Origin of the sequence: Caballeronia sp. TF1N1 (genome assembly GCF_022878925.1) — a bacterium.
Lineage (GTDB): Bacteria > Pseudomonadota > Gammaproteobacteria > Burkholderiales > Burkholderiaceae > Caballeronia.
Map to the genome: position 1 here is coordinate 1 of NZ_CP084633.1, position 25,790 is coordinate 25,790.

Below are 25,790 nucleotides of genomic sequence, written 5' to 3' on the forward strand. Positions count from 1 at the left end.
TGCGTGACCGGTGCGACGTTGATTTGCGGGCTCGCGAAAGACACGCCGCCTGCCTGATAGTTCGAGTTGACGCCGGTGTTCGAGAAGATCGAGAAGCCGCCCGCGATGGAGCCCATTGCAGCGCGATCGAGTTCTTTCTCAGCAGCAAGGTTCTTGATGGTCAACATGATAAATCCCCTAAGAAATGTGTTTGGATGGTGTGAATTAAAGTGCCAAGCCGCCGAGCAGGCTGCCCACAGCGGTGATCGACTTGTTGACGGTCTTGAGATCGACGTTGGCGGTGGTCGATGCATCGACTTGCGAAACAGGTGCAATGTTCGCTTGCGGCGAAGCGAACGACACGCCGCCAGCTTGCACGTTGCTGTTGATACCGGCGTTCGAGAAGAGCGAATTACCGCCCGTGATAGCGCCCATTTCAGCGCGGTCGAGTTCCTTGGAAGCAACGAGGTTCTTGATGGTCAGCATGATGAATCTCCTAAACAATGTGATTGGATGGTGTGAATTAAAGCGCCATGCCGCCGAGCAGGCTGCCCACGGCGGTAATCGACTTGTTGACGGTCTTGAGATCGACGTTGGTGGTGGTCGATGCATCGACTTGCGTGACAGGTGCGATGTTCGCTTGGGGCGAAGCGAAGGACAGACCGCCTGCTTGAACGTTGCTGTTGATACCGGCGTTCGAGAAGAACGAGCTACCGCCCGTGATGGCGCCCATCTCAGCACGGCCGAGTTCTTTGGAAGCGGCGAGGTCTTTGATCGTCAGCATGGTGAATCTCCTAAGTGGTTGGTTGGTCGAGCGTTGATTTGTTGCGCTCGCAGCTACATATGCGAGAGGCATGCCAACGACGCAAATAAATTTGGTTTGGCTGTCTAAATGATTGATTTAAAATAATAAAAGTTGAATTGGTCGCACGCTTCGATCAGGTTGAGAAAGATCAGTAGAAACATTTGTGTTTTGATGGAGCCGACATAAATTTCGAAAATGACTGTCCTGAACAGACACAGTGGAAGGTCCTCTTGGTCCGCAAGACAGAGACGTAAAAAAAATCTAGTCCCAGCCAAGTCTCACGAGTCCTTGGCTACCGCCGTCCACACTTCGAATATCGAAACAACTCAACTTTGCTAACGCGCAGAGTGCTATTTGGAGTCATCCCGGCCCTGATCGAGTCGTCCCGCCGTCGAACGCTTAACCACCCATCGTCCCTGCAAGCTTCTCGAATCCATGGAAAAATGTGCATATGCACTAACCATGGAGAGAATGTCATGTTCAAAGACGAAATCGTTCTATGCGCGCCGGTGCGCACGCCAATCGGAGCCTTTGGCGGCAGCTTGAAAGAAGTGGCGGCAACGGAGCTGGGCGCCACCGCTATCCGCGAGAGCGTGCGTCGCACGGGTCTGGCGCCGCGAAAGGTCGATGCAGTCATCATGGGCAACGTCATCCAGGCAGGCAGCGGCATGAATCCCGCGCGCCAGGCGTCGATCAACGGCGGCATTCCGGTGGCATCGCCTGCTGTCACGGTGAATCGGGTATGCGGGTCGGGCGCGCAGGCAATTGCATCGGCGGCTCAGGAAATAGCACTCGATATCTCGAACGTGGTTATCGCCGGTGGCATGGAGAACATGGATCGCGCGCCGTATCTGCTGCCTGCGGCGCGATGGGGTCAACGCATGGGCGCGGCACAGGTCATCGACAGCATGTTGCGCGATGGACTCGACGACGCGTTCTCGGGCCAGCATTCCGGCTGGCACACGGAAGACCTCGTCAGCAAGTACGGCATCGGCCGCGAGGCGCAGGACCGCTGGGCAGAACGTTCGCAACGGCGCTTCAGCGGTGCGCGAGATGCAGGTCACTTCGCAAACGAGCTCGTGACCGTCGACGTTCCTGGCAAAAAAGGCGTGTCTCCGTTCGATACAGACGAGCAACCGCGTCCCGATACCAACCTCGAAACGCTTGCTCGGCTCAAGCCCGCATTTCGCAAGGACGGCACCATCACCGCAGGCAATGCGCCGGGCCTGAATAGCGGCGCATCGGCGATGATCGTCACGCGTCGTGCCACGGCTGAATCGTTAGATGTAGTCGCTTCGGCGCGGCTCGTCGCTTTCGCGGTATCGGCGGTCGAGCCGGGGCTGTTTGGCATCGCACCGGCCCCGGCCGTGACAAAGGTATTGGAGCGCGCGGGCTGGAAGCTGGGCGACGTGGAGCGCTTCGAGATCAACGAGGCCTTCGCTGCAGTGCCGCTCGCCGTCATAGCTGAACTCGGGATTCCCGAGGACATCGTGAACGTGGATGGTGGCGCTATCGCGCATGGTCATGCCATCGGCGCCACGGGCGCGGTGCTCACCACGCGTCTCATCCACTCGATGCGTCGCGATGGCGTGCGGCGAGGCATCGTGACGCTTTGCATCGGCGGAGGGCAGGGCATCGCGCTCGCGCTCGAAAGTCTTTAAAGCATGGCGCAAAAAGTCCGGCAGGAATGCCGGGCCGAAATCCGTCGAGCAGCATGGCAATTTTGACGAGACGCGCGGGCCGTGCGTTACAGCACGCGATTCACGCCGCCATACGCGTGACGAAGGCATCGCGTTCGGGCAATATCGTCGGCGCATGCGCACAGGCCTGCCCCGTCGAAAGGCACCGCACCGGATCAATCGAAAACGCATAAAACCTCACGTTTCAAGGGAGAAAGCTAAAGATCGCGCGCGCCGTGTCGTTACCTCAGGAGCGATCACACGAGGCGGACAGAGGTACGGATGTTTTCCATCATATGCAAGGAATGCGGCGCGGAAGCACGCACGGAAGTAGCGAACTGCCCTAGATGCGGATTCGTGATGGAGAAACCGGCACCCGAGATCGTCGAGGCCAGCAAGCCTGCTTTGCGGATGCCAAGGCGTCTGCGCGATCACTTGAGCACCGTAGCCGCATGGACGACGGTCTGCCTCGTTGCACTGGCAGGCATTACGCTCTGGTCCACTCGCACGTCGGGTGATTCGGAGAGTGGCGCTGTCGCCGTCGGCAAGATCGAAACGGGTGAGAATCGCATGACAGCCGATACTTCGGCGCTCGCTGCAAGCACAAGTCGGCCTTAGTCCCTAACGCATGCACCTAAAGACTCACCCCATCACGAACTCCGCCGCAGTCTCCTTCAATTGAAGGACGAATTGATTGACGATGACCGACCGCGGTCTGCCAGGCGCAAAGAGAAAGCGCGGTTCGACCGGTACGGCCGGCGAGAATCGTCGTGCAATCAAGTCCGGAAACGAACGGCTCATCAGCGAGAAAGGGTCCACCAGCGCCACCGCATTGGCTTCCCGCACGAGCGCGCACAGCACCGGCGTGCTGTTGGACACGAACGCGCTCGTAAAGACCCGTCCCTGCGCGCGGAAGGCTTCGCGCAGGCGCCATCCCGTTAACGTGTCTTCCCCGAAGGTCGCGAGCGTCTCGTGATCCAGAAGGCGAGGCGTGACCGTCTTGCGCGCAGCAAGCGGATGCTCCGCACGCATCACGCAGCATAGTTCGGCGCGACAGAACTCCTCCACCTCGAGCGTGCCTGAAGGCGCGGCTACATCCAGAATGCCAAAATCCGCCTGATTGTTGTTCACGTATTCGACGACGTGACGCGTAGGCAACGCCCTGATATCGAACTCGACTTGCGGATGCGTCTCGCGGAACTTGCCGACCGCGCGCGCGACGATAGTGGTTGCGAGCATGGAGACTGTCGATACGCGAATCGACCCACGCTGGCCCTCCTGAATCTCGCGTGCGGTCTGCGCAATCGATTGCACGCTGCCAAACAACCGCTCTATCTCCGGCAGGATTGCCTCCGCCTCGGGCGTGCATACGAGCCGCCCCTTCACACGCAGAAAAAGCGTAAGCCCGATGTCTTCTTCCAGCATGCGCAGAGTCTTGGTCACGGCAGGCTGGGACACGTAGAGCAGACGTGCCGCAGCGGACACGCTGCCCGCCTTGACCACCGCGCGGAAGATTTCCAGATGACGCACTTTGAGCATGGCGGACCCGTCGAAGGTATAACTTTCTGGCAGGAACAAGGTTATCAGAATGTATTGGTTTTCATACTTTTGAAACCCTACACTTGATTTCAACGCTGGATGTTGAAAGGCACGCAGGCAATCGACCCAACTCAAGGAGCTTTGCAGTGAGCATTCCCGACGCATCGGTGTGGCGCGCCCGCGCGCAAGAAATCCGGCCCGAGGGCCGCGCGTTCATCGACGGGCGCTATGTGAACGCGCTCTCCGGCAAGCTCTTTGCGAGCATCGACCCGGCCACGGGCCGCACCATCGCCGCAGTCGCCGAATGCGGAACGGAAGACGTGGACGTCGCGGTCAGAAGCGCGCGACGCGCCTTCGAATCCGGCGTCTGGTCGCGCGCCGCACCTGCCGAACGCAAAGCCGTCATGCTCAAATTCGCGGGCTTGATCATGGCGCATCGCGAAGAGCTGGCGCTGCTCGAATCGCTCGATGTCGGCAAGCCGATCACCAATGCCTACAACGGCGACATCGTGAGTTCGGCCACCTGCATCCAGTGGTATGGCGAGGCCATCGACAAGCTCTATGGCGAAACCGCGCCCGCCGCACCCGACGTGACCACCATGATCGTGCGCGAGCCGCTCGGCGTGGTCGCGGCCGTGGTGCCGTGGAACTATCCGCTCTCGATGGCAAGCTGGAAGCTTGGCCCCGCACTCGCCGCAGGCAACTCGGTGATCCTCAAGCCCGCGGAGCAATCGCCGCTAAGCGCGATTCGTATCGCCGCGCTCGCGGCCGAAGCGGGTTTGCCGCCTGGCGTGCTCAACGTCGTGCCGGGCTACGGTGAAACGGCGGGGCGCGCGCTCGGTCTGCACATGGATGTCGATGCCGTCGGCTTCACCGGGTCGACCGCTGTCGGCAAGTTGTTCATGCAGTACTCGGGTCAGTCGAATATCAAGCGCATCGGGCTCGAATGCGGCGGCAAGAGCCCGCATATCGTGCTCGACGATTGCCCCGATCTCGACGCCGCCGCGCGCGCCGTGGCGGCCGGTATCTTCGCCAATAGCGGACAAGTGTGCAACGCGGGTTCGCGGCTGATCGTACACGCGGCGGTACGCGACGAACTGCTGGAGAAAGTCGCGGCCATCGCGCGGGATCTCGTGCCCGGCGACCCGCTCGATCCCGCCACGAAGATGGGTGCGATCGTGAGCCAGGCGCAGCACGAGTCGGTCATGTCGTATATCGATGCGGGTCGTGCCGATGGCGCGCGCGTCATCGCTGGCGGGCGTACCGCGCGGCCGGAATCGGGCGGCTACTTCATCGAGCCGACCGTGTTCGATCGCGTGAGCAACGACATGCGTATCGCGCGCGAGGAGATATTCGGGCCGGTGCTGTCAGCGATCACGGTCGAGTCGCCGGAGGAAGCGGTGCGCGTCGCCAACGACACGATCTACGGCCTCGCCGCCGCGGTGTGGACCTCGAACATCGCGCGGGCGCAGCAGGTCTCGCGTCAATTGAAGGCGGGCGTGGTGTGGGTCAATTGCTTCGATCGCGGCACCATGTCCTCGCCCTTCGGCGGCTTCAAGCAATCGGGATTCGGCCGCGACAAGTCGATGCACGCCTTCGACAAATACATGGACTGGAAGGCGATCTGGATCGCCGGATGAAGCAGTGCCCCGACCTCGCATGGAGACCGACATGAACGCGCCACTATCCCAAGCCGATACCGTATCGACCAGTCCGTCGTCTTCACGACGCACCTTCCTGCTGCAAGCCGGCGCGCTCGCCGGCACCGCGCTGCTCGGCGCACCGGCCATTGTGCGTGCGCAGGCAAAGAGCATCAGCGTGACCTGCTGGGGCGGCGCCTATGAGGCGGCGGTGCGTGCCTCGTTCGCCGAACCCTTTGCGAAAGAGACGGGCATCGCGGTGAATCTCGTCAACAGCGCGGATCTCGCGCGCATGAAGGTGCAGGTCGAATCGAAGAATGTGTCGTGGGATGTGTTCGACAGCATTGGACCGCAGATCGTCGCGGGTTCGCGTCAGGGCATGTGGGAGAAACTGGACCCGGCTATCGTCAAGACCGATGGCCTCATCACGAAGACGGGCGCGGACTTCGTCGGCACGTATTCGTATGCGGGCGGGATCGGCTTCGACCCGAAGCGCGGCAGCAAGCATCCGACGACCTACGCGGAGTTCTGGGATGTAAAAGCGTTTCCGGGTCGTCGGGGTTTGCGCCCACGGGTGAGCGAGAACCTGGAGATGGCGTTGCTCGCGGATGGCGTCGCGCCCGACAAGCTCTATCCGCTCGATGTCGAGCGCGCCTTCGCGGCGATGGACCGCATCAAGCCGGGTGTGCGCAAGTGGATCGAGACGACGCCGGAGACGGTGACGCTCATCGCGAGTAACGAACTCGATTTCACGTACACGTATCTGAGTCGCGTTTTGCCCGCGCAAAGAGCGGGTACGTCGGTGCAGATGTCGATGAAGCAGACGCTCAACAGCCTCGAATATCTCGCGGTGCCGAAGTACGGCAAGAACACGCAAGCTGCCATGCAATACGTGGCGTTCTGTCTGCGCCCCGACCGCCAGGCCGCATTCTGCGAGATGGTCGAGTTCGCGCCGAACGCGGTGCAGGCCATGCCGCTCGTATCCGCCGCCGCCAAGGCGCGCATGCCGGACATGCACGATCCGAACAGCGTGATCATCAACGACACGTGGTGGGGCGATCACTACGACGCGTTGCAGAACCGCTTTACGACCTGGATGCTGACATAAAGTAGCGTAAAACAAGGGGCGCGCGATGAGTTACACGCTGAACCTGAAGGCTGTCGTCGTGATGCTGCTGCCGCTCTACGGCCTGCTCGCGGTGTTCTTCTTGTGGCCGCTCGGCGTAGTCGGCTGGTCGAGCATCTACGAACACGCGTTCACGCTGCGCGGCTACGAACAGGTGCTGACGAGCGCGCTCATACATCGCGTGCTCGGCAACACGATGATCATCAGCGCGCTCGCCACGGCGACGAGTCTCGTGCTTGGGTATATCGTCGCGCTGCATCTCGCCCGCATGCCCATGTCGAAGCGCGCGCCGTATCTCGTGATGGTGATGTTGCCGTTCTGGACCAGCGTGCTCGTGAAGAGTTATGCCTTCACCGTCGTGCTGGGCAGCGCGGGGATCGTCGCGAAGCTCGCGGGATGGCTGAGTGGCGATACATGGCATCCCGACCTCATGTTCAACCGCACTGGCGTCGTGATAGGAATGACCAACTATCTTCTGCCGTTCATGGTGCTGCCCATTCTCACGAGCCTCACCACGCAGAACCGCAACCTCAAGTTCGCCGCCGAACTCATGGGCGCAGGTCCCGCGATGATCTTCGCGCGCATCACGTTGCCTTTGTCGATGCCCGGCGTGTTCGCAGGCGTTCTCATGTGCCTCACGCTCTCCATGGGTATGTACATCACGCCCGCGTTGCTCGGCGGGCCGCGCGACATGATGCTCGCCAACCTCATCGACTTCTACACGCGGCAGACGCTCGACTGGACGCTGGCCGCTTCCATCGCGGTGATGCTGCTCGTGCTGTCCGGGGCGCTGATCGCGGTGCTCGGACGCGTTCAGCGTGGCACGGAGGCGCTCGCATGATGGATACCGCAACGCGTGTCAGCAACGAATTCGTCAAGCCCGAACCGAAGCGCCGCGACTCGCGTGTATTCATGCGCGTGCTCGGTTCCATCGGCGGATGGTGCGGCTATTTGTTCCTGCTGCTGCCAAGCCTCGTGATCGTGCCGATTTCGTTCGGCGGCGGCAGCGAACTGACGTTTCCGCCGAAGACCCTCTCGCTTGCGCTATTCCGGCAGTTCTTCGCCGATCCGGCATGGTGGGGCGCGTGTGTGACGAGCGTGATGGTCGCGCTGCTGGCATCGGTAATCTCGATAGCGGCCGGTGTGCCCGGCGCTTATGCGCTTGCACGCGGCCGGTTTCCGGGCAAGCGCGTACTCGAAACCTTCGCCATCACGCCCATGCTCGTGCCCGTCGTCGTGCTCGGTCTTGGCGTGTATAAGCAGTTCTCGATGTTCTCGCTCGTCAACACGGTATGGGGACTTGCGCTCGCGCATGCCGTGCTCGTCGTTCCGTTCGTGATCATTGCGGTGGGCTCGGGCTTGCGTCACGCGGATGCATCGCTCGAAGCCGTCGCGCTTCTGATGGGCGCAAGCCGCGTGCGCATCTTCTTTCAAGTGGTGTTGCCGCAGATACGCGCGTCGGTGGCCGTGAGCGTGCTGTTCGCGTTCCTTCTGTCATTCGACGAAGTGGTGGTCGCGTACTTCATTTCGGGACCGCAGACCACGACCTTGCCGGTCAAGATGTACAGCGCGATCCGCTGGGAAGTATCGCCGGTGCTCGCCGCCGTCTCGACGCTGCTCACGCTGATATCGCTTCTGGTGTGCATCGGCATCATGGCTTTGCAACGGCGCGACGCGTCCGCCGACTAATCTTGAACAAGAGACCAACATGGCGAACAGGTACGACGCGGTGATCATCGGCGCGGGACACAACGGCCTCGTGTGCGGTGCTTATCTCGCGCGCAAAGGCTTCAAGGTATGTCTGCTTGAACGGCGCGAACTCGCAGGCGGCGCGGCCGTCAGCGAAGCGGTGTGGCCGGGGTATCGCGTATCGACCGCGTCCTACACGATGGCGTTGTTGCAGCCGCGTATCATCCGCGAACTCGAGCTTGCGAAGTACGGCTACGAGATCGTCGTGCCGCCGCCCATGCTGCATCTCTATGGCGATGGCAAGAGCCTTGTGTTTCGCGGGGAAGGCGAACGGCTTCATGCGGATATCGCGCGCTTTAGCCGCGCCGATGCCGATGCATACGGTAAGTATCGCGCGCATATGGCTCGGCTCGGCAAGGTCGTCGCCGAGATGCTCTGGGAGATTCCGCCCGATCCCGCCGATGCCGCGCTCGGCGCGCGCGGGCGTTTGCTTGGATTCGCCTGGCGTTTCCGCGATATGGGCGAGCAGTTCTACGACTTGTACGACGTACTCACGTTGAGCGCGCGCGATTACCTGTCGCGCTGGTTCGAGTCCGATCAGATGATCGCGGCGCTGGGCTTCTACGCCTCGTGCGGCGGAGCGGCCACGAGCATCTGCTCGCCCGGCTCGGCGTATGTGTTGCTGCGCGGCTTCATTCGCGATCACACCACGAGCGAGGGGCCGGCGGGCTTCGTGCGTGGCGGCATGGGTTCCATCTCCGAAGCCATCGCGGCATCGGGGCGGGCGCATGGCATGGAGGTGCGTTGCAATGCGCCGGTGGCGTCGGTGGAGATAAGCGGCGGACGAGCGACGGGCGTGCGGCTCGCATCGGGCGAATCGATCGAAGCGGGCTGCGTCATATCGAACGTGGCGACCAAAATCCTGTTTCAGCAACTCGTCGATGCGGATCACGTGCCGCCTGAATTTCTCGCGCGTGTCGCGCAGATACGCGACCGTTCCACCGCGTTCAAAGTGAATCTCGCGTTGCGACGCCTGCCCACTTTCACGGATTTCGATTCCAATGCAGCAGGTTTTGCTTATCCCGCGCAAGTTCGTATCGGACCTTCGGTGGAGTATCTCGAACGCGCGTGGGATGCATCCAAGTACGGCGAGATATCGCCGCGACCGCCGCTCGTCGTGTTGACGCCAAGCGTGATGGACCCGAGCGTCGCGCCTGCGGGCAAGCATCTGATGAGCATCTTCGGCCAGCATGCGCCTTATACGTTACGCGAAGGAACATGGGACACGCAGCGCGAACGTCTCTTTCATATCGTGCTCGATACGCTTGCGTTGCATGCGCCCGATATTCGCGACTGCATCGACGATGCGCAAGTGCTTTCGCCCGCCGATCTGGAGCGCATCTTCGCGCTGCCGGGCGGTCATGTGCATCACGGTGAACTGAGCGCGGATCAGATCTTCTTCAGGCGGCCGGTGCAGGGCGCCGCGGACTATCGCACACCGGTGAAGGGACTCTATCAATGCGGGGCATCCGTGCATCCGGGCGGCGGCGTGACGGGTGTGCCCGGCCACAACGCGGCGCAGGTCGTGATGCGCAGCGAGCGTCACTGAGCGGCATCACTCACGGAATCCGACGATGAACATGATCGAACTGAAGCAGGTCTCGCGGCGCTACGGCGAAGTGCAGGCGCTCGCGCCGCTCGACTTCAGCGTGAAGCAAGGCGAGTTCGTCACGCTGCTCGGCCCTAGCGGCTCCGGCAAGACTACGCTGCTCAACGTAATAGCGGGCATGGTCACGCCATCGTCCGGGCAGATTTTCGTGCGCGGCGTCGACATCACGAATGCGCCGCCGAGTGCCCGCGGACTCGGCATGGTGTTTCAGAACTATGCGCTGATGCCGCACATGACCGTGTTCGACAACATTGCGTTCCCGCTGCGCGTGCGCAAGATGCCGAAGGACGAGATTCGCCGCAAGGTAAGGGACGTGCTCGACATGGTGCGCTTGCCCGACATCGCGATGCGCAAGCCGAAGGAACTGTCGGGTGGCCAGCAGCAACGTGTGTCGCTTGCGCGTTGCATCGTCTATAACCCGGCGTTGATCTTGCTCGATGAACCGCTCGGCGCACTCGACAAGAAGCTGCGCGAACAGATGCAACTCGAGATTCGCCGGCTGCATGCGGAACTCGGCATCACGATGCTCAACGTCACGCACGATCAGGACGAGGCGCTTTCGATGTCGGACCGCATCGTGCTCATGAATCAGGGGCGCGTCGAACAGATCGCGACGCCCGACGAGCTGTATCGTTCGCCGCGCACGGCGTTCGCGGCGAGCTTTATCGGCACGGCCAATCTGATCTCGGGCACCGTGCAGGACGACATCGGGACGCATGTGGTCGTGTCGACTCCGCTTGGCATGCTGCGCGCCGCGACGGCATCGCAGACGATGTCGCGCGGTGCGGCCGTGAAGCTACTGGTGCGACCGGAAAGCGTGCGAATGACGTCCGCGCATCGGCCGCCTGACGATCATGCTGTCGATGGCATTTGTCATTCCGGCACCCTCGAAGACTCGATCACGCTCGGCAGCGTCGTGCGTCATCACGTGCGTCTTGCCGACGATACGCAGATCGTCGTGCAGCAACAGGGCACACGGCGGCGCGCCGAACATGAGCGCGGCGCACCGGTGCTCGTCGACTGGGCGCCGGAGGATTGCCAGATCATTCTTCAAGACTAAATACGCGCGACAAGCGCGCCTCGCCGTGCGAGGTTTCGAATTTCGTGGAGAGCATGTATGAAGACACAGTCGCCGACCGTGGCGGACGAACTCGTCCGTCGAAAGCGTCAGGAGCAACTCGCATTGCCTGAATCGCTCGGAGATTTCGTGCGCGAACAGGCCGCGCTATATGGCGACAAGACCGCTGCGGTGTGGTTCGATCGCAGTATCGAGATGACGTATGCGCAAATCGATCGCGCGGCTTCACAGCTTGCCGATTCATTCGTCAGGCGCGGTATTCGCAAGGGCTGTCACGTTGGACTGATGTTGAAGAACATGCCCGAGTTTCCCATCTCGTGGATCGCGCTGGGTCGTATCGGCGCGGTCATGGTGCCCGTGAACACCGCCTACACGCAGGACGAAATGATGTTCGTCCTTACCGATGCCGACGTGCAGTATCTTGTGATCGACGCCGAATTCCTGCCGCGTCTCGCCGATGCGCCCACGCTGCCCGCACTGCTTGCATGGGAACGTGTGATCGTGTGCGGCGAGAGCGAGCATCCGCTGCAATGGCAGGCTTTGCTCGATGCGGGCAGCGCCATGTTCAATGCGCCCGGAACGATGTCGCGCAACGACCTGTTGAATCTGCAATACACCTCAGGCACGACGGGCTTTCCGAAGGGCTGCATGCTGACTCACGATTACTGGATGATTCATTGCCACGGTGCGGCGCGTAACAGGCGCGGGCCGGAAGCGGGCATCGAGAACGTGTTGATCTGGGCGCCGTTCTTCTACATGGACCCGATGTGGCAGTTCCTGATGACGCTTAAGCTCGGCGGCACCGCGTACATTGCCGAGCGCATGAGCCTCACGCGCTTCATGTCGTGGCTCATCGATTATCGGATTCACTACTGCATCTTTCCCGAGCCTGCCTTGAGCGCGCATCCACAGAGCGAACGCGACGCCGATGTATGCCTGAAGTATGTGAGCATCTACGGATGGACCAGAAGCGCGCGCGAAGAAGTGCAGGCGCGCTTCAACGTGATTGCCCGCGAAGGCTTCGGCATGACCGAAGTAGGAACGGGCGCACTCGTGCCCGCGTGGGCCCATGAAGAGGCGCTCGAACGCACTTGCGGTCTGCCTGCCCCGTTTCGTGAACTGCAGGTTCGTCGCGATGACGGCAGTATCGCCGATATAGATGAAGTCGGTGAACTCTGGATTCGCGGGCGCGGCATTTTATGGGGCTACTACAAGCGTCCAGAGGCCAACGCCGAGAGTTTCGATGGCGACTGGTTTCGCACGGGCGATCTGTTTCGACGCGATGCAAAGGGCTTTTATTTCATCGTGGGACGCATCAAGGAGATGATCAAGCGCTCGGGCGAGAATGTCTCGGCAACCGAAGTCGAGACCGTTCTACGCAGCATGGATGCGATCGATGAAGCCGCAGTCGTGCCGGTGCCCGATCCGCTGCGTCGCGAGGAAGTGAAGGCGTACCTCAAGTTGCGCGAAGGACTCACGCATAGCGACGTTCCGCCCGCGGCGGTGTTCGAGCATTGCGCGCTGCATCTCGCGTCGTTCAAGGTGCCGCGTTATCTGCAATATATCGTCGGCGATTTTCCGCGTACGCCTTCGCGCAAGATCGCGAAAAAACGCCTGATTGCCGAGACAACCGATCCGTTCGTCGATACCTTCGATCGTCAGGAGTCGCGTTGGCGGTAACGCCAGACGCTTGCCGGAGCTGCCCATGTTCGTGGACTTTTCGAGCCGTCCTCCGTCGTTGCAGTTCGACGGTCCTGTCACTCATCTGGCGAATTATCGGCGCGTGTACGAGGGTACGGAGCGTCAAGTCGCGAGTGCGAATGGTGTCGATCCACTCGACGACTATCTCGCGACTTACGAGCGACTGAAAGCGCGACATGTCGTGTTGAAGGCGCGCGATCTCACCAGCACGTTCGGCGTGAAGATAGCGAACGACCACGTGGCTGCGTTTTGTCACACGCATGGCGAGCGCTACATCGGCTTTGCAGGCGTCGATCCGCATAAAGGCGATGCGGCGGTCGCGGAGTTCGAGACGGCGGTGCGCGAACTCGGTCTGCGTGGGTTGAATGTGCAGGGCTTCGAGCATAAGTTGGCTATCGACGATCCCTTGCTGTTTCCGCTTTATCGCAAATGTGTCGAATTGGACGTGCCGGTGAATATTCATTGCGGCACGAACTTCTCGACGCATACCTCGATGATGCATGGCCATCCTGCCGCGCTCGACCGCGTGATGATGTCGTTGCCCGCGTTGCGGGTATGCGCTTCGCCGCCGGGATGGCCGTGGGTGCATGAACTGCTTGCGGTGGCGTGGCGGCATCCGAATGTATGGATAGGCACCGTGGCTGTGCGGCCGAAGCTACTTGCCACCGCGCACTCGGGTTACGAGCCGCTTTTGCAATACGGCAAGACAGTGCTTAAGAAGCGCATGATCTTCGGGTCCGCGTTTCCGATGATGCCGGTCGATAAGGCTTTGCAGGAGTTCGATGCGCTTGGAATGGCGGATCAGGTTCGCGAGGATTGGCTCTGCAACAATGCGGTGCAGTTCCTTGGAGGCTAAAGCGCCCGCGTCGTGAATGAATGAAAGGCGGTACGCGTGTTGCTGACAGTGAACGTCGTCTGACCTTCAAACCAGCGCTCAGCCCACAAGGAACACGATGGAACCGATGAAGCCCATGAAACCCATGACGCCGATGCAACCGATGGAGCCCATGAAGCCGATGGAACATTGGTGGCCGGACAATCTCGGCGAGCCGCAAACGAGTGGTGCACAGAACGGTCTGCGCTACGCCTTCTTTGCGGATGCGAAGCGACTTTTAATCGAAGACAACGGCACGTTAAAGACTTATGACAGCGCGGACCATTGCATTAGCGGGGTGTCGCAAGGAAGTAGCACAGGGCATGGCCCTGCGTTTACCAGTCAGAATGGCGTGGTAGACCTTACAACATTGAAGGAGATTAAGTAGCTGGCTTGTCAGGGATGTCTTCCAACAAGGACCGGAAATTTTTTTTCGATGCGTGTCAACACACAGCGTGGCGAGGCGTTAAGCAAGTACTCGCGGTACTTAAGCCGCGACACTGTTAAACAACCACGAAGGGCCTGACCGCCATGAAAAAGCAACTTGTTGCCGCATCGATCGCCGCTTTGTTTTCCGTTGGTGTATTCGCACAAGCTTCGGCGCCTGCCGTAGCCCCTGCAGCTCCGGCTGCCACGACGGCCGACGCCGCGCAGCTCGCAAGTGGAACCAAGACTAAAAAGCATCACCGCAAGCATCACAAGAACACGACGAAGGCTGCCCCGATCCCGTCGTCGGCACCGAAGCCCTAAGCTTTAGGGTGTCGGATTCGCTTCGTTCGGCAGTGGTTCAGGGTTGAAACGATCGAACGAGGTGACGGAGTATTCAAAGTGCGGCTTAAAGGCGCGATACCTGCGCCTTTAGGCCGTTTTCGTTTGCGCTTCCTGGTTGAGTTCTTAAAGCATCGTTGGTGCGGTTTCGTCGACCACGCGCGAACATTGCCTCAGGCTGCTACTAGCGCTATTCTTGAACCGCTTGCAGTAATCGAATGCTGGTCAATCCGGGGACAACAACTTCGTGAAGCGAACTCTGGCTTTCTGCTGCATTTTTACCTTGAGCGCAATCCTCTGCGCATGCAACAAAGACGGATCGCGAAGCGCGACTCCAGATGCGGGCGCATCAGCGAGTCAGGCGCCAGCCCAGCCAGGACAGGTCGCGAGCGGTACGCAAGCCGCATCGGCCACGCAGGAACACAGCGCGCCAGCCGCCGTCACCGCTATCACCAAAGCGCAATTGCCAGGCGAGGCGACTGAGACACTGCGTCTGATCAAGGCCGGTGGTCCGTTCCCCTTCGCCGAAGACGGTGTCATGTTCCGCAATAGCGCCGCAATGCTGCCGCAACATCCGCGTGGCTACTACCGCGCCTATACCGTGCGCACGCCGGGCGCGACGGATCGCGGGCAACGACGCATCGTGTGCGGTGGACAGCGCAAACAGACTAACGACTGCTATTACACTGAAGATTACTACGTCAGTTTCAAGCGTATTGCAGATTGATTTGGAATAAGCGGGAATGCCTTGGGGCGCCTTCTTAAGGACCTCGATTGCTTCTTAGCAATTCTTAAGCGCGCTGCTCGACGTTGGTAATGGCGGTGGGGAATGCTATCGTCATACGTTTAGGTCGATCGAAGTTTTAGATAGCATCCCCGTCCGTATCGACGAGCGTGAATGATTCTTGAGGCAAGTCGCAGGCAATAACTTCGTATGACCCGCCAACATAATCGAAGAGCGTGAGTCGACGATCAGTCCTGTGTGCCCGCAAGCCCTAGCAAATAGGCGCGATCTGCCTCCGGCAGCCCGTCAAGCCACTGTTGTTCAGTTCCAGGCTGAGGCAAGACTTGTCCGTATTCGATCATGTTCGCAGGCGGCAACTCGGAGAGATAAACCCATAAAAAACGCTTTTCCAACTTCGAGATTCGATGAAGGGATTCCACGATATCGGCAAGCAACCTGGCCTTTTGCTCAGGCGTTCTTCCTGCGCGAATGTGTCCATGCACGAAGATCTGATTCGTATCGATCCGCTTACCGCCCATGAAATGAGCGCCTCGTGAAATCGCGCTGAACATGACCTGCGCGAAGAAAGTTTGCGCACCCGTGGCTTGACTATGCGCTCGGGTGATTTCGCGCGCGATGTTTGCTTTCGCGTCATCGGAAAGCAGTCCGTCCGTGACAGATACGAGGTAAGTCGGCATAGGGCGTCTCCCTGGTTAGCGTTTATCCGCTAGCGTTGCATGTCCTTTTCGAAGCGCTCCGCAAATTCATCCGATAAGAGCTTGTCCAGCACGCCGCGCAGTGCTTCGGCTTCGGCGCGGCCCAATGATGAATCGAAGATAGCTTGCGCCTTGCGCCACAGAACGTCGGATTCAGCGAGCTTCTCGCGTCCTTCGGGCGTGAGACCAATCGATTTATGCCGCCTGTCGTCAGGGTTCACCTCGAGTGAGATGAAGCCGTCACGCTCAAGCGGCTTAAGCGTATGCGCGAGCGCGCCCGAATCCATTACCAGCGCTGCAGCGAGCTTGCCGACGTTGGTCGGCTCCGATCGCCCGATCTGAGCGAGCACCGCGCGCTGCGTGATTTTCAGGCCGCTTGGCGATATTGCCGCGTCATAGAGTTGTGAAATACGTCGCGTGGCCTTGCGCAGTGCGGTGCAACTGCAACCGGGTCGCCCGCGATTCACATTCTTTGCCGCCATTTTCGTTGCCATCACTCATTCCTCTGCGAAGTTTCCTGCAGAGTCATTATTCCATTATCAGCATATGCAGGCAATTGACAGATTGCAAGCATATGCTGATAATTTGCCGCACCGGTCCTCATCAAATGGAGCTCCATCATGCCGTTTGTTCGTATCGACTTGAAGAAGGGAAAGGATGCCGACTATCGCCAGAAGATCGGCCTCGTCGTTTATGAAGCGATGCTCAGTGTCGGTGTGCCACAGAACGACCGCTTCCAGGTCATCAACGAGCATGAAGACGCCAACTTCATGTTCGATCCGACGTATCTTGGCATTGCGCGCGACGACGACCTCGTCATCATCCAGATCACGTGGAACGAAGGACGTAGCACCGATCAAAAGAAAGCGCTCTACCGCGCAATTGCCGAGGGACTTTCGACAGCGCCGGGCATACGACCTGAGAACGTCTTCATCAATCTGGTCGAAGTGAAGAAAGAGAACTGGTCGTTCGGCAACGGCGTAGCGCAATACGCGGTTTGAGGAGCGCGCCGCATGGATCGCTCACTCGCAAGCAGACCGGACGCCGCGACGAAGCGGCATGAGTGGCTCGTGCTCATCTGCACCTCGGCGCCGTCCTTCATGCTGCAACTCGATGCGAACATCGTGTCGGTGTCGCTGCCCTCCATTGCGCGCTCGCTGCATGCGGATTTCGCGGGCATCGAGTGGGTGATCACGGCGTACATGTTGAGCTTCGCGTCGCTGTTGATGCCAGCAGGCGCGCTCGCCGACCGCTTCGGACGCAAGCGCTTGCTCGTTACAGGGCTGATGTTGTTCACCTTCGCATCGCTGCTATGCGGGTCCGCGTGGAACTTGCCGATGTTGATAGCCGCGCGCGCGTTGCAAGGCGCCGGTGCGGCCATGCAATTGAGCGCCGCACTCGCCACCTTGTCGCACGCATTCCACGGCGAAGCACGGGCGCGAGCGTTCGCGTTTTGGGGCACCGTAGTGGGCATCGGGATCGCGAGCGGTCCGGTGGTCGGTGGACTGATCACGCAGGCGTTCGGCTGGCAATGGGCGTTCTATGTCAACGTGCCGATAGGCGTCGTATTGCTTGCATTGATCTTGCGTGTGATCGAATCGTCGCGCGATCCGCACTCGATGCGACTCGACCTGCCAGGCGTCGCATGCTTCGGAACGGCGCTCTTTCTAACGACGCTTGCGCTTATCGAAGGCAATCGGCGCGGCTGGCATGATCGCTGGATCATTGCTGAATTCTTGGGCGCTGGCGTGCTGTTCGTGTTGTTCGTCATTGTCGAGCGACGTCAGACGCGGCCGATGCTCGATCTATCGTACTTCCGCAATCGGACGTTTCTCGGTGCGACGCTCGCGCAGTTTGCGTTTTCCATCGGCATGCTCACGATGCTGACGTTCGTGCCGATCTTTCTGCAAAGCGGTCTCGGCGCGACATCGGCGAGCGCGGGTCTCATGATGCTGCCGATGGTCGGGCCACTCTTTATCGTGCCGCGTCTCGTGTCGCGTCATCTCGCGCATCGCCTGACAGGGCGCGCGTTGCTTACGCTCGGGTTGCTTACGGTGTGCATCGGGCTCGTCTGTTTCGCGGCGGTCGTGACCATGCTTGCTTATGCGCCTCTCATCGTAGGCATGGTCGTGACGGGCATCGGCGCGGGCATGCTCAACGGCGAGACGACCAAGGTTTCGATGACCGTGATCCCAAAGGAGCGATCCGGCATGGCGTCGGGTGTGTCGGGCACGACCCGTTTTACCGGACTCGTCATCGGAATCGCAATGCTCGGCGCGGTGATGTTTGCGCGTGTCCAAAATGTCATTACGAATTCGATGCCTTCCGTCGATTCGCAGCAGCGCCTTCATCTCGTAGTGGATATCACTGCAGGGCATCTTCAGAGCGCAACCTTGCCAGGCTGGAGCGATGCCGCGTTGCATGCACTCGGTGCGATTAGCTTCGCCAAAGGGTATCAAGCGCTGTTCGTCGTGGCTGCATTGTTCATGTTGTTGTCGGCAGCGTTGACTTGGCGCCTCGTGAATCCGGCTGAGACACCGCCGACTTTAGCACGCTGAATCAAGGCTTGAAATCAGCCAGTATCACGCCGTTGCGAATATTTTCAAGCGCATGGGCTAAGTAGTCGACGGTCGGCTCAGGCGGATGGTCCAGCGGCGCCCAAACAAACGCAGAACACTTGTGCGGCTCCATGTTCGCAAGGACGCCTTCCCAAGAACGACATGTCAGAAAGAAGCTTATTCGGTTCTGTTCCGAATCGCGTCGCATCACCAACGTGAAGTCGAATGAACCTGGCGCGATGCTCACGCCGGCTTCTTCCTTCGACTCGCGGATCGCGCATTCCTCGATGGATTCCCCAGGTTCGAGATGACCGGCGACCAGCGAATACTGACCGTCTCTATGGCCAGTACTTGCGCGCTGGATGAAGAGATATTCGTTATTGTCGTTCTTGAACAGGACATGTACGTCGACAACGCTTTGCATTCGGCTCATCTTTGTGCACCGTGGAAGAAGCTGATGTTCGGTTCGCGATCCTACGTCGCGAAGCGGCGAGCGCAAGTTTAAACCGCGAGGCGGCTTATTAATATTGGCGGCGATGAATCAGGCTGATTGCGTCGAGCCTCGACGGCGACTTCGGTTGAATCCTGATCCGGCGTGCACTATGTTGGAACTCATCCTCTCAGCAGTTCCCGAAGCGAGCGCACAAAGCAGCCGTGCCAATGAAGCGGAATTGAATAGTTGGGAATCCGAATCAGAGCATTATCAATCGTCGCGCCGGATTTGTGACTCGACGCGATCGAATGCGCGTCGGCGTTAAGCTCCTTGCGGGAGACGACGGCATTAAATCACGGCCGACGCTTTGTTCATCACGCCGTGTGCCGCTAATCGTTGGCATGTTGTTCGATAGCGGCACCTCGTGGGGTCCGGTCATGGCCGCAGGCTTTGGTGAGCCGTATCTGCGGTGGCAGTGAATTCGGGCTTTGATGAGCGTGGCGGAGTTCTCGCATCCTCACCGATTCGTGATCGGGTCGCAGGAAGGCGGCGCCCCAACGATTCAGGCGCACCCGGCCGGGAGAGAACTCCGGCATCGCGTTTGCATGACGAGATATCACGTTTGCAGCGATGTTCACCGGTTTCCCGAGGATTGCGCTCCCTGCATGTCGAGCCTCGAACGGCCCTTTAAGGCGGGTTATCCATTCAGCATGCATAGCGCATGCGATTCCACTTTGCCTTTTGCCATCACGACGCTTCGCGATGGTATCGAGAGGTCGCTAAGAAGTATCGCTTAGTCAACTTTGTTACCCAGCTTTCGAGCATCGGGATGACAGGGGGCATTGCGCTTTGCTTCTAGAGTAACGCTCTAGCCGTTGCGGGCGGTTGAGAGCCTGAGATTACCGGCTTTCGCAAATGGCCCGGCCGAATTTCTTCCCCTAAGAAGTGCGATAGGGGTCGCTGTCTTTAGCGATCCTCTAAGCAGCTTGCGCTAGCAAACTCGTCGGCCTGTCGCGTCGATTCCATCACACATGGCAACGTCTCGCGACTCGACGCTAGCGCCTACGCCCTGTGCGCTCGCTACCGTTCTAACGGGCTACGCGTCGATCCAACGATTGCGCAATGTCGCACAACGCCTTTAAGACCAACTGTGTCCAATTTTTGTACCCCTGAAACCGCCGCCATCCTTTCGAAATAGAAACTTCATATCAATCGGTATATGTTTCACTGTCAGGAAAACTTAACGCATTTTTTTCTTAATTTCACATTTACAGTCATCTCATAAGACGATAACCTTGCTTCCGTTCTCACCGATTCGGCACATCTTGCTCTAAGCAAGAATTCGCACAGCCGAATACGGTAATAGTTGCTACATCTAACGCGGTTTCTTGTGTCTTACGTTCGGAAGCTTCGATCGGCAGTTCCTGCAGTCGAAAGCAATCGTTTGCTTACGTGCTGAGTACAAAGCAAGCCGCGGAAAGCCGTGACTCGTCGCGAAGTCGACGTGGTGCTACGGCGAACCTCGCAACTAGCGAACTGTGTGCTAGCTGTCGGCGGAAAGTGCCGGCAACCTTTTAAACATGTGCGGGCGCTAGCCCGGCAATTAGTTATGCAAACTAACATGAATGAAAATCAGTCTTCCCATTTCCTGAAAGTTCTGTCGAAAACTAAAGCCGCAGCGCTTGCCACTGCTCTGGTCGCTTCCACGTTGCTAGCAGCTTGCGGTGGCGGCGGCGAAAGCGCAGTCGATGCCGCAGTCGACAAGTCCGCCGCCACGCCGCAATCGACCGAAAAGGCCGCAACCACCAGTTCCATCTTCTACGGCGCAAACGGCCACATCACGAACGGCGGCGCGTATGACACCACGTCGTACGCAACGCAGCTTTCGCAACTCCAAAATCTCGGTGTGAAGATTTACCGTAACGACGTGTACAGCCAGGCATCGGCGAAGGTTCTCGCCACGGTCGCAAAGCAGTTTGCGGCAGGCGGCGTACAGGTTTATCCGGTGATGCTGCTGGGCCTGAACTACAACAGCGAGCAGGCCGCCTATAACGCGGGCTACACGATGGGCCAGCAGACGGCGCAGACGTACAACTACACGTACTACGAAGTCGGCAATGAGCTCGAAGCAAACACGCTCTCTGGCAACTACGACGGCAACGTCTGGAACCATTACAGCAATCAGCCGTTCACAGTCGCGCGCGGGTTGATTCGCGGCATGATCGCGGGCGTGAAGTCGGTCAATAGCTCGGCGAAGATCATCGTCGACGGCACGTGGAAGCACACCGCGTTCTTTCAGATGCTTGCGGACGGCTCGCAGCCGGACGGCACGCATGGTCACCCGACTGTCAGCTGGGACATCACGGCATGGCACTGGTACTCGGACCAGGGCGACATGACCCACGCTTGCGGCAACACAGGTTGCCATGACATCCTCGGCGTGCTGAACTCGTTTGGCAAACCGGTCTGGATCAACGAGTACGGTGTGCGTCCGACCTACGGTACGTACTCGGCAATCGCGTCGTACTTCACCGGCAGCTTGATGATGCAGCAGTTTTACAACAACGCGGCAAAGTACAACATCCAGTCGATTCAGGCTTTCGAAATGTACGACGACAGCGAAGGCGCATACGGTCTCATGACGAGCGATGGCAAGACGCAAAAGCCTGCCTTCACCGCAGTCAAGAGTTTCATTGCAAGTCACCCGAAGTAAAGCGAGTCAGAAAGGGCCTTCGGGCTCTTTCTTTTCTTGTTCGGTAAGCGTTGAGACCCGTTCCCATTCAACCGATGGTCAACGTTCACCAGGTCGCACGTCACGTCACGATGCTCGCTAGCCGCATCAATTCCGACTGACGCGAGCAGGACGTTTTCTTGAGCGTTGCGGCAAGGTGCTTACGTACGGTCGCAATCGACACGTCAAGAATCGCTGCGCATTCATTGACGCTGTGACCGCAGATCAACTCGCGCAGCATCCGCGCTTCAGCCTGCGATAAGCCCAACACACTTTGGAGTGTCGCTACCTCCGGCCGGCGAAAAATATGACGGCGCTCAATGCGCAATACCGCTCGCGGCCGTGAGGAAAGCACAAGATCGTCCGCGCGCGTGATCACCATATGCCACGCATGTCCCCAAGCTCCAGTCACGACGATCGTGCTGCACTGACCGCAAGCCAGCGTCTTCGCCACGCTCGACTTGAGTCCTTCGTAGGCCTTCGCGTTCAGATGCATGAGCTGTCCATCGCGGATAGCAAGACCACCCTGGTCGCCAAGTAGGGCCAACGCGTTCGACATCTTGCACATGACGTTCAGATCGGCATCGACGGCGACGACCGTGGTCTCTTCGTTGAACAGATAATCGACCAGCGTTGCGGCATCGCTGCTTTCGAGCGCGACGGCCTTGACCGTCCGAGCGTCCGACATCGCTTCCTGCGCGTTGATCGAAACCGCGACGTTCATCTCCGATGCCACAATACATTCCAGCATTTCATCCCCTTCGGTGTTTTTTTAGGCCGGCTTTGGAGCCATCACGTTGGCACTTTTGCATCGACCAGGCAGAGGCAATTTGTATGCCAAATTCTGCGAAGCCTTGTTGGACAAGAGGTCTCCAACAAGCCGCTCACTGCTAGTTGAAATCCGCCAGAATTTGAACCAGGCGGACCAAAACTGTTTCAATCACGAACGTCTCGCCTTTGGCCGCTAACGTTTGCGCAGCGGCTTCTAAGGGCAATCGCCGCAAACGAACGAGCGTCTCAAACGCCCGCCGCACGTGCGTTCTCGTAACACCGTAACGTGTTCCCCGCGACACGAGTCGCGGAAGTTTCATGGCAGCGAGAGGTGTTCATTTGACCCATCGACATCCGCCATCGCCATCCGCCAGAATGCGTTCCATACCACTGCATCGCTTCGGCCAAACGAAGTCTGCAGGAATGACGACGAGAGGCTTGTATGCGACACGATGGCGATGCAAACAGGATCTCGACAAAGGACGCGTGGCGCATGCCGCAGTTCTGGGTCGCGTCGATGACGTTCGTGACCACGGCCGCGCTACTCGGCAACATGGTCGATAACGCGGCGTATGCTCACGGCGCGCAGGACGCCGATTCGCCGTCGAGCGCTCATGGCTCCGCTTCGGGTAATGAAGCACGTGCGCTCGTCACGCTGCCGAACCCGCCGACGCCGAGTCCGCTTACGAGGGTCCGGCCGCAAACGGCGTCGCCTGCACTCACCGACAGTGCGACGGTCAGCCGCCAGTCGACGATCACGGGCAGCAACACATTGCCCGCCAAGCCGGATGCCAGATCTCCACTCGTGGATACGCTTGGCGGGATCGTTACCAACGACGCGGTGACGCTGGTAGGCGAAGACTTCTATAACTTTTTTGCTCAGGCATGGACGCAGATGCCGATGAGCGAACGCTATAACGTGTCGGTCCATGAGCGTCCCTCTGCAAGATACGGCAGTCTGGTCTGGGTCGAATACGATCAGCGTCGTGTGTTTCAGGCGTTCTTGCCTATTGCCCGGGCGAACGTGCGGCCTATTGCCGAAAGCGCGGCGGCGAGCGCGTTGCAGACAGTGCTGCAGGCGGATATATCGCGCCTGCTGTTTCATGAAGCCGATCTCGCATCGGATGAAATGTAAGTCGCGGCATACGGTAGCAGAAAGACAAAGACAGCATTCAAACGATAAAAGAGAGTTCGAGGAAATCGGGATGACTAACCAAAAGACCTTCACGCGGATACTGCTTACCGCTATAGCCAACGCGGGACTGATTGGCGGAGCGTATGCATCGCCGCTGGTGTACGAGCCCATCAATCCGACCTTCGGCGGGAATCCCGCGAACGGTCCTGTTCTCATGGATCAGGCGACCGCACAGAACAAGCATCAGGACCCGAGTCTGGCGAGCCTGACCAGTTCGCAGTCCACGCTCGATCAATTCAACAGTCAGTTGCAGCAGGCCATTCTGTCACGCGTGGCGAGTTCGGTGACGAGTTCGATCGTGGGCACGGATGGATCGCTCAAGCCAGGCACCATCAACACGGGCAACTTCTCGATCAACATCGCGCAGATAGCGAACGGCAATCTGCAAGTGACGACGACCGACAAGACCTCGGGTGCTTCAACGACTTTCGTGGTGAGCGGCGGCCAGTAACGCAGCCTACGCCAAATGCTGGAGCGAGGGCTGCGACCAGCCGTCATCCAGATCGACACCAACAAGAAACAGTAAGACACGGGGAATATCATGAACCGATTCGCACTCCGGGCAACGCTCGCGCTCGTCAGCGCCGCCGTGCTCACGCTCTCAGGCTGCGCGGTATCGCCGCAGAATGTGGCGGGCAACGCGACGCTCACGCCGCCCACGCGCGTGACCCGCGACCTCGTGCATCTGCCGCCGCCCAAGGGCCGCGTGCTCGCTGCCGTCTATGGCTTTCGTGATCTGACCGGTCAGTACAAGCCGTCGCCCGACAGTTCGTTTTCATCGCAGGTTACGCAAGGTGGAGCGTCGTTCCTCGTTGCCGCCATGCGCGATTCCGGCTGGTTCACGCCGGTCGAGCGCGAAAATCTTCAGGACCTGCTGACCGAACGCAAGATCATGCGCGCGCTCGAAACACCGGACGACAAGAACCGCGTCATTCCGCAGATCGGCGCGTTGGCGCCGGCCAGCATCATCCTCGAAGGCGGGATCGTGGCGTACGACTCGAATGTGAAGACCGGCGGCGCGGGCGTGGCGTATCTCGGGATCAGCGGCTCGCAGCAATATCGCGTGGATCAGGTGACCGTGAACTTACGCACCGTCGATATACGCAACGGGCAAATCCTGAATAGCGTCTCGACGACCAAAACCATCTACTCGTATCAAGTGGATGTCGGCGTCTACAAGTTCGTTGGCTTCAAGGATCTGCTCCAGGCTGAAGCAGGCTTGACGCGCAATGAGCCGGCGCAGTTATGCGTCAAGGAAGCGATCGAATCCGCAGTGGTTCATCTGATCGTGCAGGGACTGAAGAACCAGACTTGGGCGCTCAAGGACGACAAGGACTGGTACGACCAGACAGTTCAGCGTTATCTGCAGGAAAACCAGAACTACGTCGCGGATATGGACAAGGTCAACACCTCGTATGACCCGACGAAGGTCGAACCGGAAAAGGCATCGTCGGGCGGTTGATTCCGGCGCACGCGATTATTACCTCGCATCAGGAGCCGTAAATGAAGAACCGAATAATCAAGAAGTCGATCGCTAATAAAATATACGGAATGCTTATGATTGTTGCGTCGACCGCGAGTGCCGCTGACCTGTCCTTCATCTCGGATTTCGGTGCAGGGGAGCCGGCTTTCACGGTGAGCCGCCAAAGCGCGACGGTGAATCAGACGGGTTCAGCGAACACGGTGCAGGCCCGGCAAACCGGCGTCAACGCGATCACCATCAATCAGATTGGCGTGGCGAACGTGGCGGCGTCGCAGCAAACCGGGACGCAGAACTGGCAGTCGCTGGTGCAGTCAGGTAACGGCAATCAGTATGTCGGCGTGCAATCGGGGTCATACAACACGGCCAGCGTGACGCAACGAGGCAATAGCGATTACGCGTCGGTTACGCAATACGGGTCTCGCAACGACGCATCGGTAGCGCAACGCGGCAACGGTAATCAGGCAACCATCATTCAAGGAGGCGCCGGCAGCGGCATTCAGGTCCAGCAAACGGGTAACGGAGCAAAGGCGTTGGTGATCGCCCGATAAGCATACAACAACGAGCAAGGAATCAAGGAGCAGCCATTCGATGAAATGACGAGTGAAGTAGCGGCAGCAGCAGGGGAAAGGCGG

26 protein-coding genes are annotated in these 25,790 nt (G+C 59.3%); 19 read left to right on the plus strand and 7 right to left on the minus strand.

What is annotated here, in order from left to right:
- Positions 1–204: 204 nt before the first annotated feature.
- Together LDZ28_RS32040 and LDZ28_RS32045 are read right to left on the minus strand one after the other, a co-directional pair.
- Positions 205–465: a hypothetical protein gene (locus LDZ28_RS32040; protein ID WP_244832435.1), complete on the minus strand. Its 261-nt coding sequence runs from the start codon at positions 463–465 to the stop codon at positions 205–207.
- Between the two features lie 37 nt (positions 466–502).
- Positions 503–763, minus strand: coding sequence for a hypothetical protein (locus LDZ28_RS32045; protein ID WP_244832436.1), 261 nt, complete (start codon positions 761–763; stop codon positions 503–505).
- Between the two features lie 497 nt (positions 764–1,260).
- Between LDZ28_RS32045 and LDZ28_RS32050 the strand changes: the two genes are divergently transcribed.
- On the plus strand, positions 1,261–2,445 hold the full coding sequence (locus LDZ28_RS32050) for an acetyl-CoA C-acyltransferase (RefSeq protein WP_244832437.1): 1,185 nt from the start codon (positions 1,261–1,263) through the stop codon (positions 2,443–2,445).
- A gap of 660 nt (positions 2,446–3,105) precedes the next feature.
- Here the strand turns inward: LDZ28_RS32050 and LDZ28_RS32055 are convergent.
- A complete protein-coding gene (locus LDZ28_RS32055; protein ID WP_244832438.1) occupies positions 3,106–4,002 on the minus strand; it encodes a LysR family transcriptional regulator in 897 nt (298 codons plus the stop codon).
- Positions 4,003–4,148: 146 nt separating this feature from the next.
- On the opposite strand from LDZ28_RS32055, the gene LDZ28_RS32060 reads away from it, so the two are divergent.
- The 11 genes from LDZ28_RS32060 (at position 4,149) to LDZ28_RS32110 (ending at position 15,274) form a co-directional block, all read left to right on the plus strand.
- Complete coding sequence (locus tag LDZ28_RS32060) at positions 4,149–5,642, plus strand: aldehyde dehydrogenase (protein ID WP_370652318.1); 1,494 nt, start codon at positions 4,149–4,151, stop codon at positions 5,640–5,642.
- Positions 5,643–5,673: 31 nt separating this feature from the next.
- Complete coding sequence (locus LDZ28_RS32065; RefSeq protein WP_244832439.1) at positions 5,674–6,750, plus strand: ABC transporter substrate-binding protein; 1,077 nt, start codon at positions 5,674–5,676, stop codon at positions 6,748–6,750.
- Positions 6,751–6,775: 25 nt separating this feature from the next.
- Positions 6,776–7,609, plus strand: a complete 834-nt coding sequence (locus tag LDZ28_RS32070) for an ABC transporter permease (protein WP_244832440.1) — start codon at positions 6,776–6,778, stop codon at positions 7,607–7,609.
- A complete protein-coding gene (locus LDZ28_RS32075) occupies positions 7,606–8,457 on the plus strand; it encodes an ABC transporter permease (protein ID WP_244832441.1) in 852 nt (283 codons plus the stop codon). Before LDZ28_RS32070 ends, LDZ28_RS32075 begins: the two co-directional genes overlap by 4 nt.
- A gap of 19 nt (positions 8,458–8,476) precedes the next feature.
- The gene (locus LDZ28_RS32080) at positions 8,477–10,066 is read left to right on the plus strand and encodes an NAD(P)/FAD-dependent oxidoreductase (RefSeq protein WP_244832442.1); all 1,590 of its coding nucleotides are present in this window, start codon (positions 8,477–8,479) and stop codon (positions 10,064–10,066) included.
- 25 nt (positions 10,067–10,091) lie between these two features.
- Complete coding sequence (locus tag LDZ28_RS32085; protein ID WP_244832443.1) at positions 10,092–11,186, plus strand: ABC transporter ATP-binding protein; 1,095 nt, start codon at positions 10,092–10,094, stop codon at positions 11,184–11,186.
- 57 nt (positions 11,187–11,243) lie between these two features.
- Positions 11,244–12,884 carry a class I adenylate-forming enzyme family protein gene (locus tag LDZ28_RS32090; protein ID WP_244832444.1) on the plus strand — a complete coding sequence of 547 codons (1,641 nt, stop codon included), beginning with the start codon at positions 11,244–11,246 and terminating at the stop codon, positions 12,882–12,884.
- Positions 12,885–12,909: 25 nt separating this feature from the next.
- Complete coding sequence (locus LDZ28_RS32095; RefSeq protein WP_244832445.1) at positions 12,910–13,761, plus strand: amidohydrolase family protein; 852 nt, start codon at positions 12,910–12,912, stop codon at positions 13,759–13,761.
- Between the two features lie 97 nt (positions 13,762–13,858).
- Positions 13,859–14,167 carry a hypothetical protein gene (locus LDZ28_RS32100; protein ID WP_244832446.1) on the plus strand — a complete coding sequence of 103 codons (309 nt, stop codon included), beginning with the start codon at positions 13,859–13,861 and terminating at the stop codon, positions 14,165–14,167.
- Positions 14,168–14,310: 143 nt separating this feature from the next.
- Positions 14,311–14,529, plus strand: a complete 219-nt coding sequence (locus LDZ28_RS32105) for a hypothetical protein (RefSeq protein ID WP_244832447.1) — start codon at positions 14,311–14,313, stop codon at positions 14,527–14,529.
- A gap of 265 nt (positions 14,530–14,794) precedes the next feature.
- Positions 14,795–15,274 (plus strand): ribonuclease, encoded by a 480-nt coding sequence (locus LDZ28_RS32110; RefSeq protein ID WP_244832448.1) that lies wholly within the window; start codon positions 14,795–14,797, stop codon positions 15,272–15,274.
- A gap of 245 nt (positions 15,275–15,519) precedes the next feature.
- Here LDZ28_RS32110 and LDZ28_RS32115 read toward each other — a convergent pair whose 3' ends face one another.
- Together LDZ28_RS32115 and LDZ28_RS32120 are read right to left on the minus strand one after the other, a co-directional pair.
- A complete protein-coding gene (locus LDZ28_RS32115) occupies positions 15,520–15,969 on the minus strand; it encodes a tautomerase family protein (RefSeq protein ID WP_244832449.1) in 450 nt (149 codons plus the stop codon).
- Positions 15,970–15,998: 29 nt separating this feature from the next.
- Positions 15,999–16,481, minus strand: coding sequence for a MarR family winged helix-turn-helix transcriptional regulator (locus LDZ28_RS32120; protein WP_244832450.1), 483 nt, complete (start codon positions 16,479–16,481; stop codon positions 15,999–16,001).
- Positions 16,482–16,607: 126 nt separating this feature from the next.
- On the opposite strand from LDZ28_RS32120, the gene LDZ28_RS32125 reads away from it, so the two are divergent.
- Positions 16,608–16,988 (plus strand): tautomerase family protein, encoded by a 381-nt coding sequence (locus tag LDZ28_RS32125; RefSeq protein WP_244832451.1) that lies wholly within the window; start codon positions 16,608–16,610, stop codon positions 16,986–16,988.
- Between the two features lie 12 nt (positions 16,989–17,000).
- Positions 17,001–18,545 (plus strand): MFS transporter, encoded by a 1,545-nt coding sequence (locus LDZ28_RS32130; protein WP_244832452.1) that lies wholly within the window; start codon positions 17,001–17,003, stop codon positions 18,543–18,545.
- A gap of 1 nt (position 18,546) precedes the next feature.
- Here the strand turns inward: LDZ28_RS32130 and LDZ28_RS32135 are convergent, their stop codons facing one another.
- Complete coding sequence (locus LDZ28_RS32135; RefSeq protein ID WP_244832453.1) at positions 18,547–18,978, minus strand: NUDIX domain-containing protein; 432 nt, start codon at positions 18,976–18,978, stop codon at positions 18,547–18,549.
- A gap of 1,621 nt (positions 18,979–20,599) precedes the next feature.
- On the opposite strand from LDZ28_RS32135, the gene LDZ28_RS32140 reads away from it, so the two are divergent.
- Entirely contained in the window at positions 20,600–21,691 is a 1,092-nt protein-coding gene (locus tag LDZ28_RS32140) for a lipopolysaccharide biosynthesis protein (protein ID WP_244832454.1), read from the plus strand.
- A gap of 100 nt (positions 21,692–21,791) precedes the next feature.
- Here LDZ28_RS32140 and LDZ28_RS32145 read toward each other — a convergent pair whose 3' ends face one another.
- On the minus strand, positions 21,792–22,460 hold the full coding sequence (locus LDZ28_RS32145) for a LuxR C-terminal-related transcriptional regulator (RefSeq protein WP_244832455.1): 669 nt from the start codon (positions 22,458–22,460) through the stop codon (positions 21,792–21,794).
- A 513-nt stretch (positions 22,461–22,973) separates the two neighbouring features.
- Here LDZ28_RS32145 and LDZ28_RS32150 point away from each other — a divergent pair.
- The 4 genes from LDZ28_RS32150 to LDZ28_RS32165 all read left to right on the plus strand — a co-directional run bounded on the left by LDZ28_RS32150 (position 22,974) and on the right by LDZ28_RS32165 (position 25,706).
- Positions 22,974–23,615 (plus strand): curli production assembly/transport protein CsgE, encoded by a 642-nt coding sequence (locus LDZ28_RS32150; RefSeq protein WP_244832456.1) that lies wholly within the window; start codon positions 22,974–22,976, stop codon positions 23,613–23,615.
- Between the two features lie 70 nt (positions 23,616–23,685).
- Positions 23,686–24,126 carry a curli assembly protein CsgF gene (locus LDZ28_RS32155; protein ID WP_244832457.1) on the plus strand — a complete coding sequence of 147 codons (441 nt, stop codon included), beginning with the start codon at positions 23,686–23,688 and terminating at the stop codon, positions 24,124–24,126.
- A 90-nt stretch (positions 24,127–24,216) separates the two neighbouring features.
- Positions 24,217–25,137, plus strand: coding sequence for a CsgG/HfaB family protein (locus LDZ28_RS32160; protein WP_244832458.1), 921 nt, complete (start codon positions 24,217–24,219; stop codon positions 25,135–25,137).
- 95 nt (positions 25,138–25,232) lie between these two features.
- Positions 25,233–25,706, plus strand: a complete 474-nt coding sequence (locus LDZ28_RS32165) for a hypothetical protein (RefSeq protein WP_244832459.1) — start codon at positions 25,233–25,235, stop codon at positions 25,704–25,706.
- Positions 25,707–25,790: the final 84 nt, after the last annotated feature.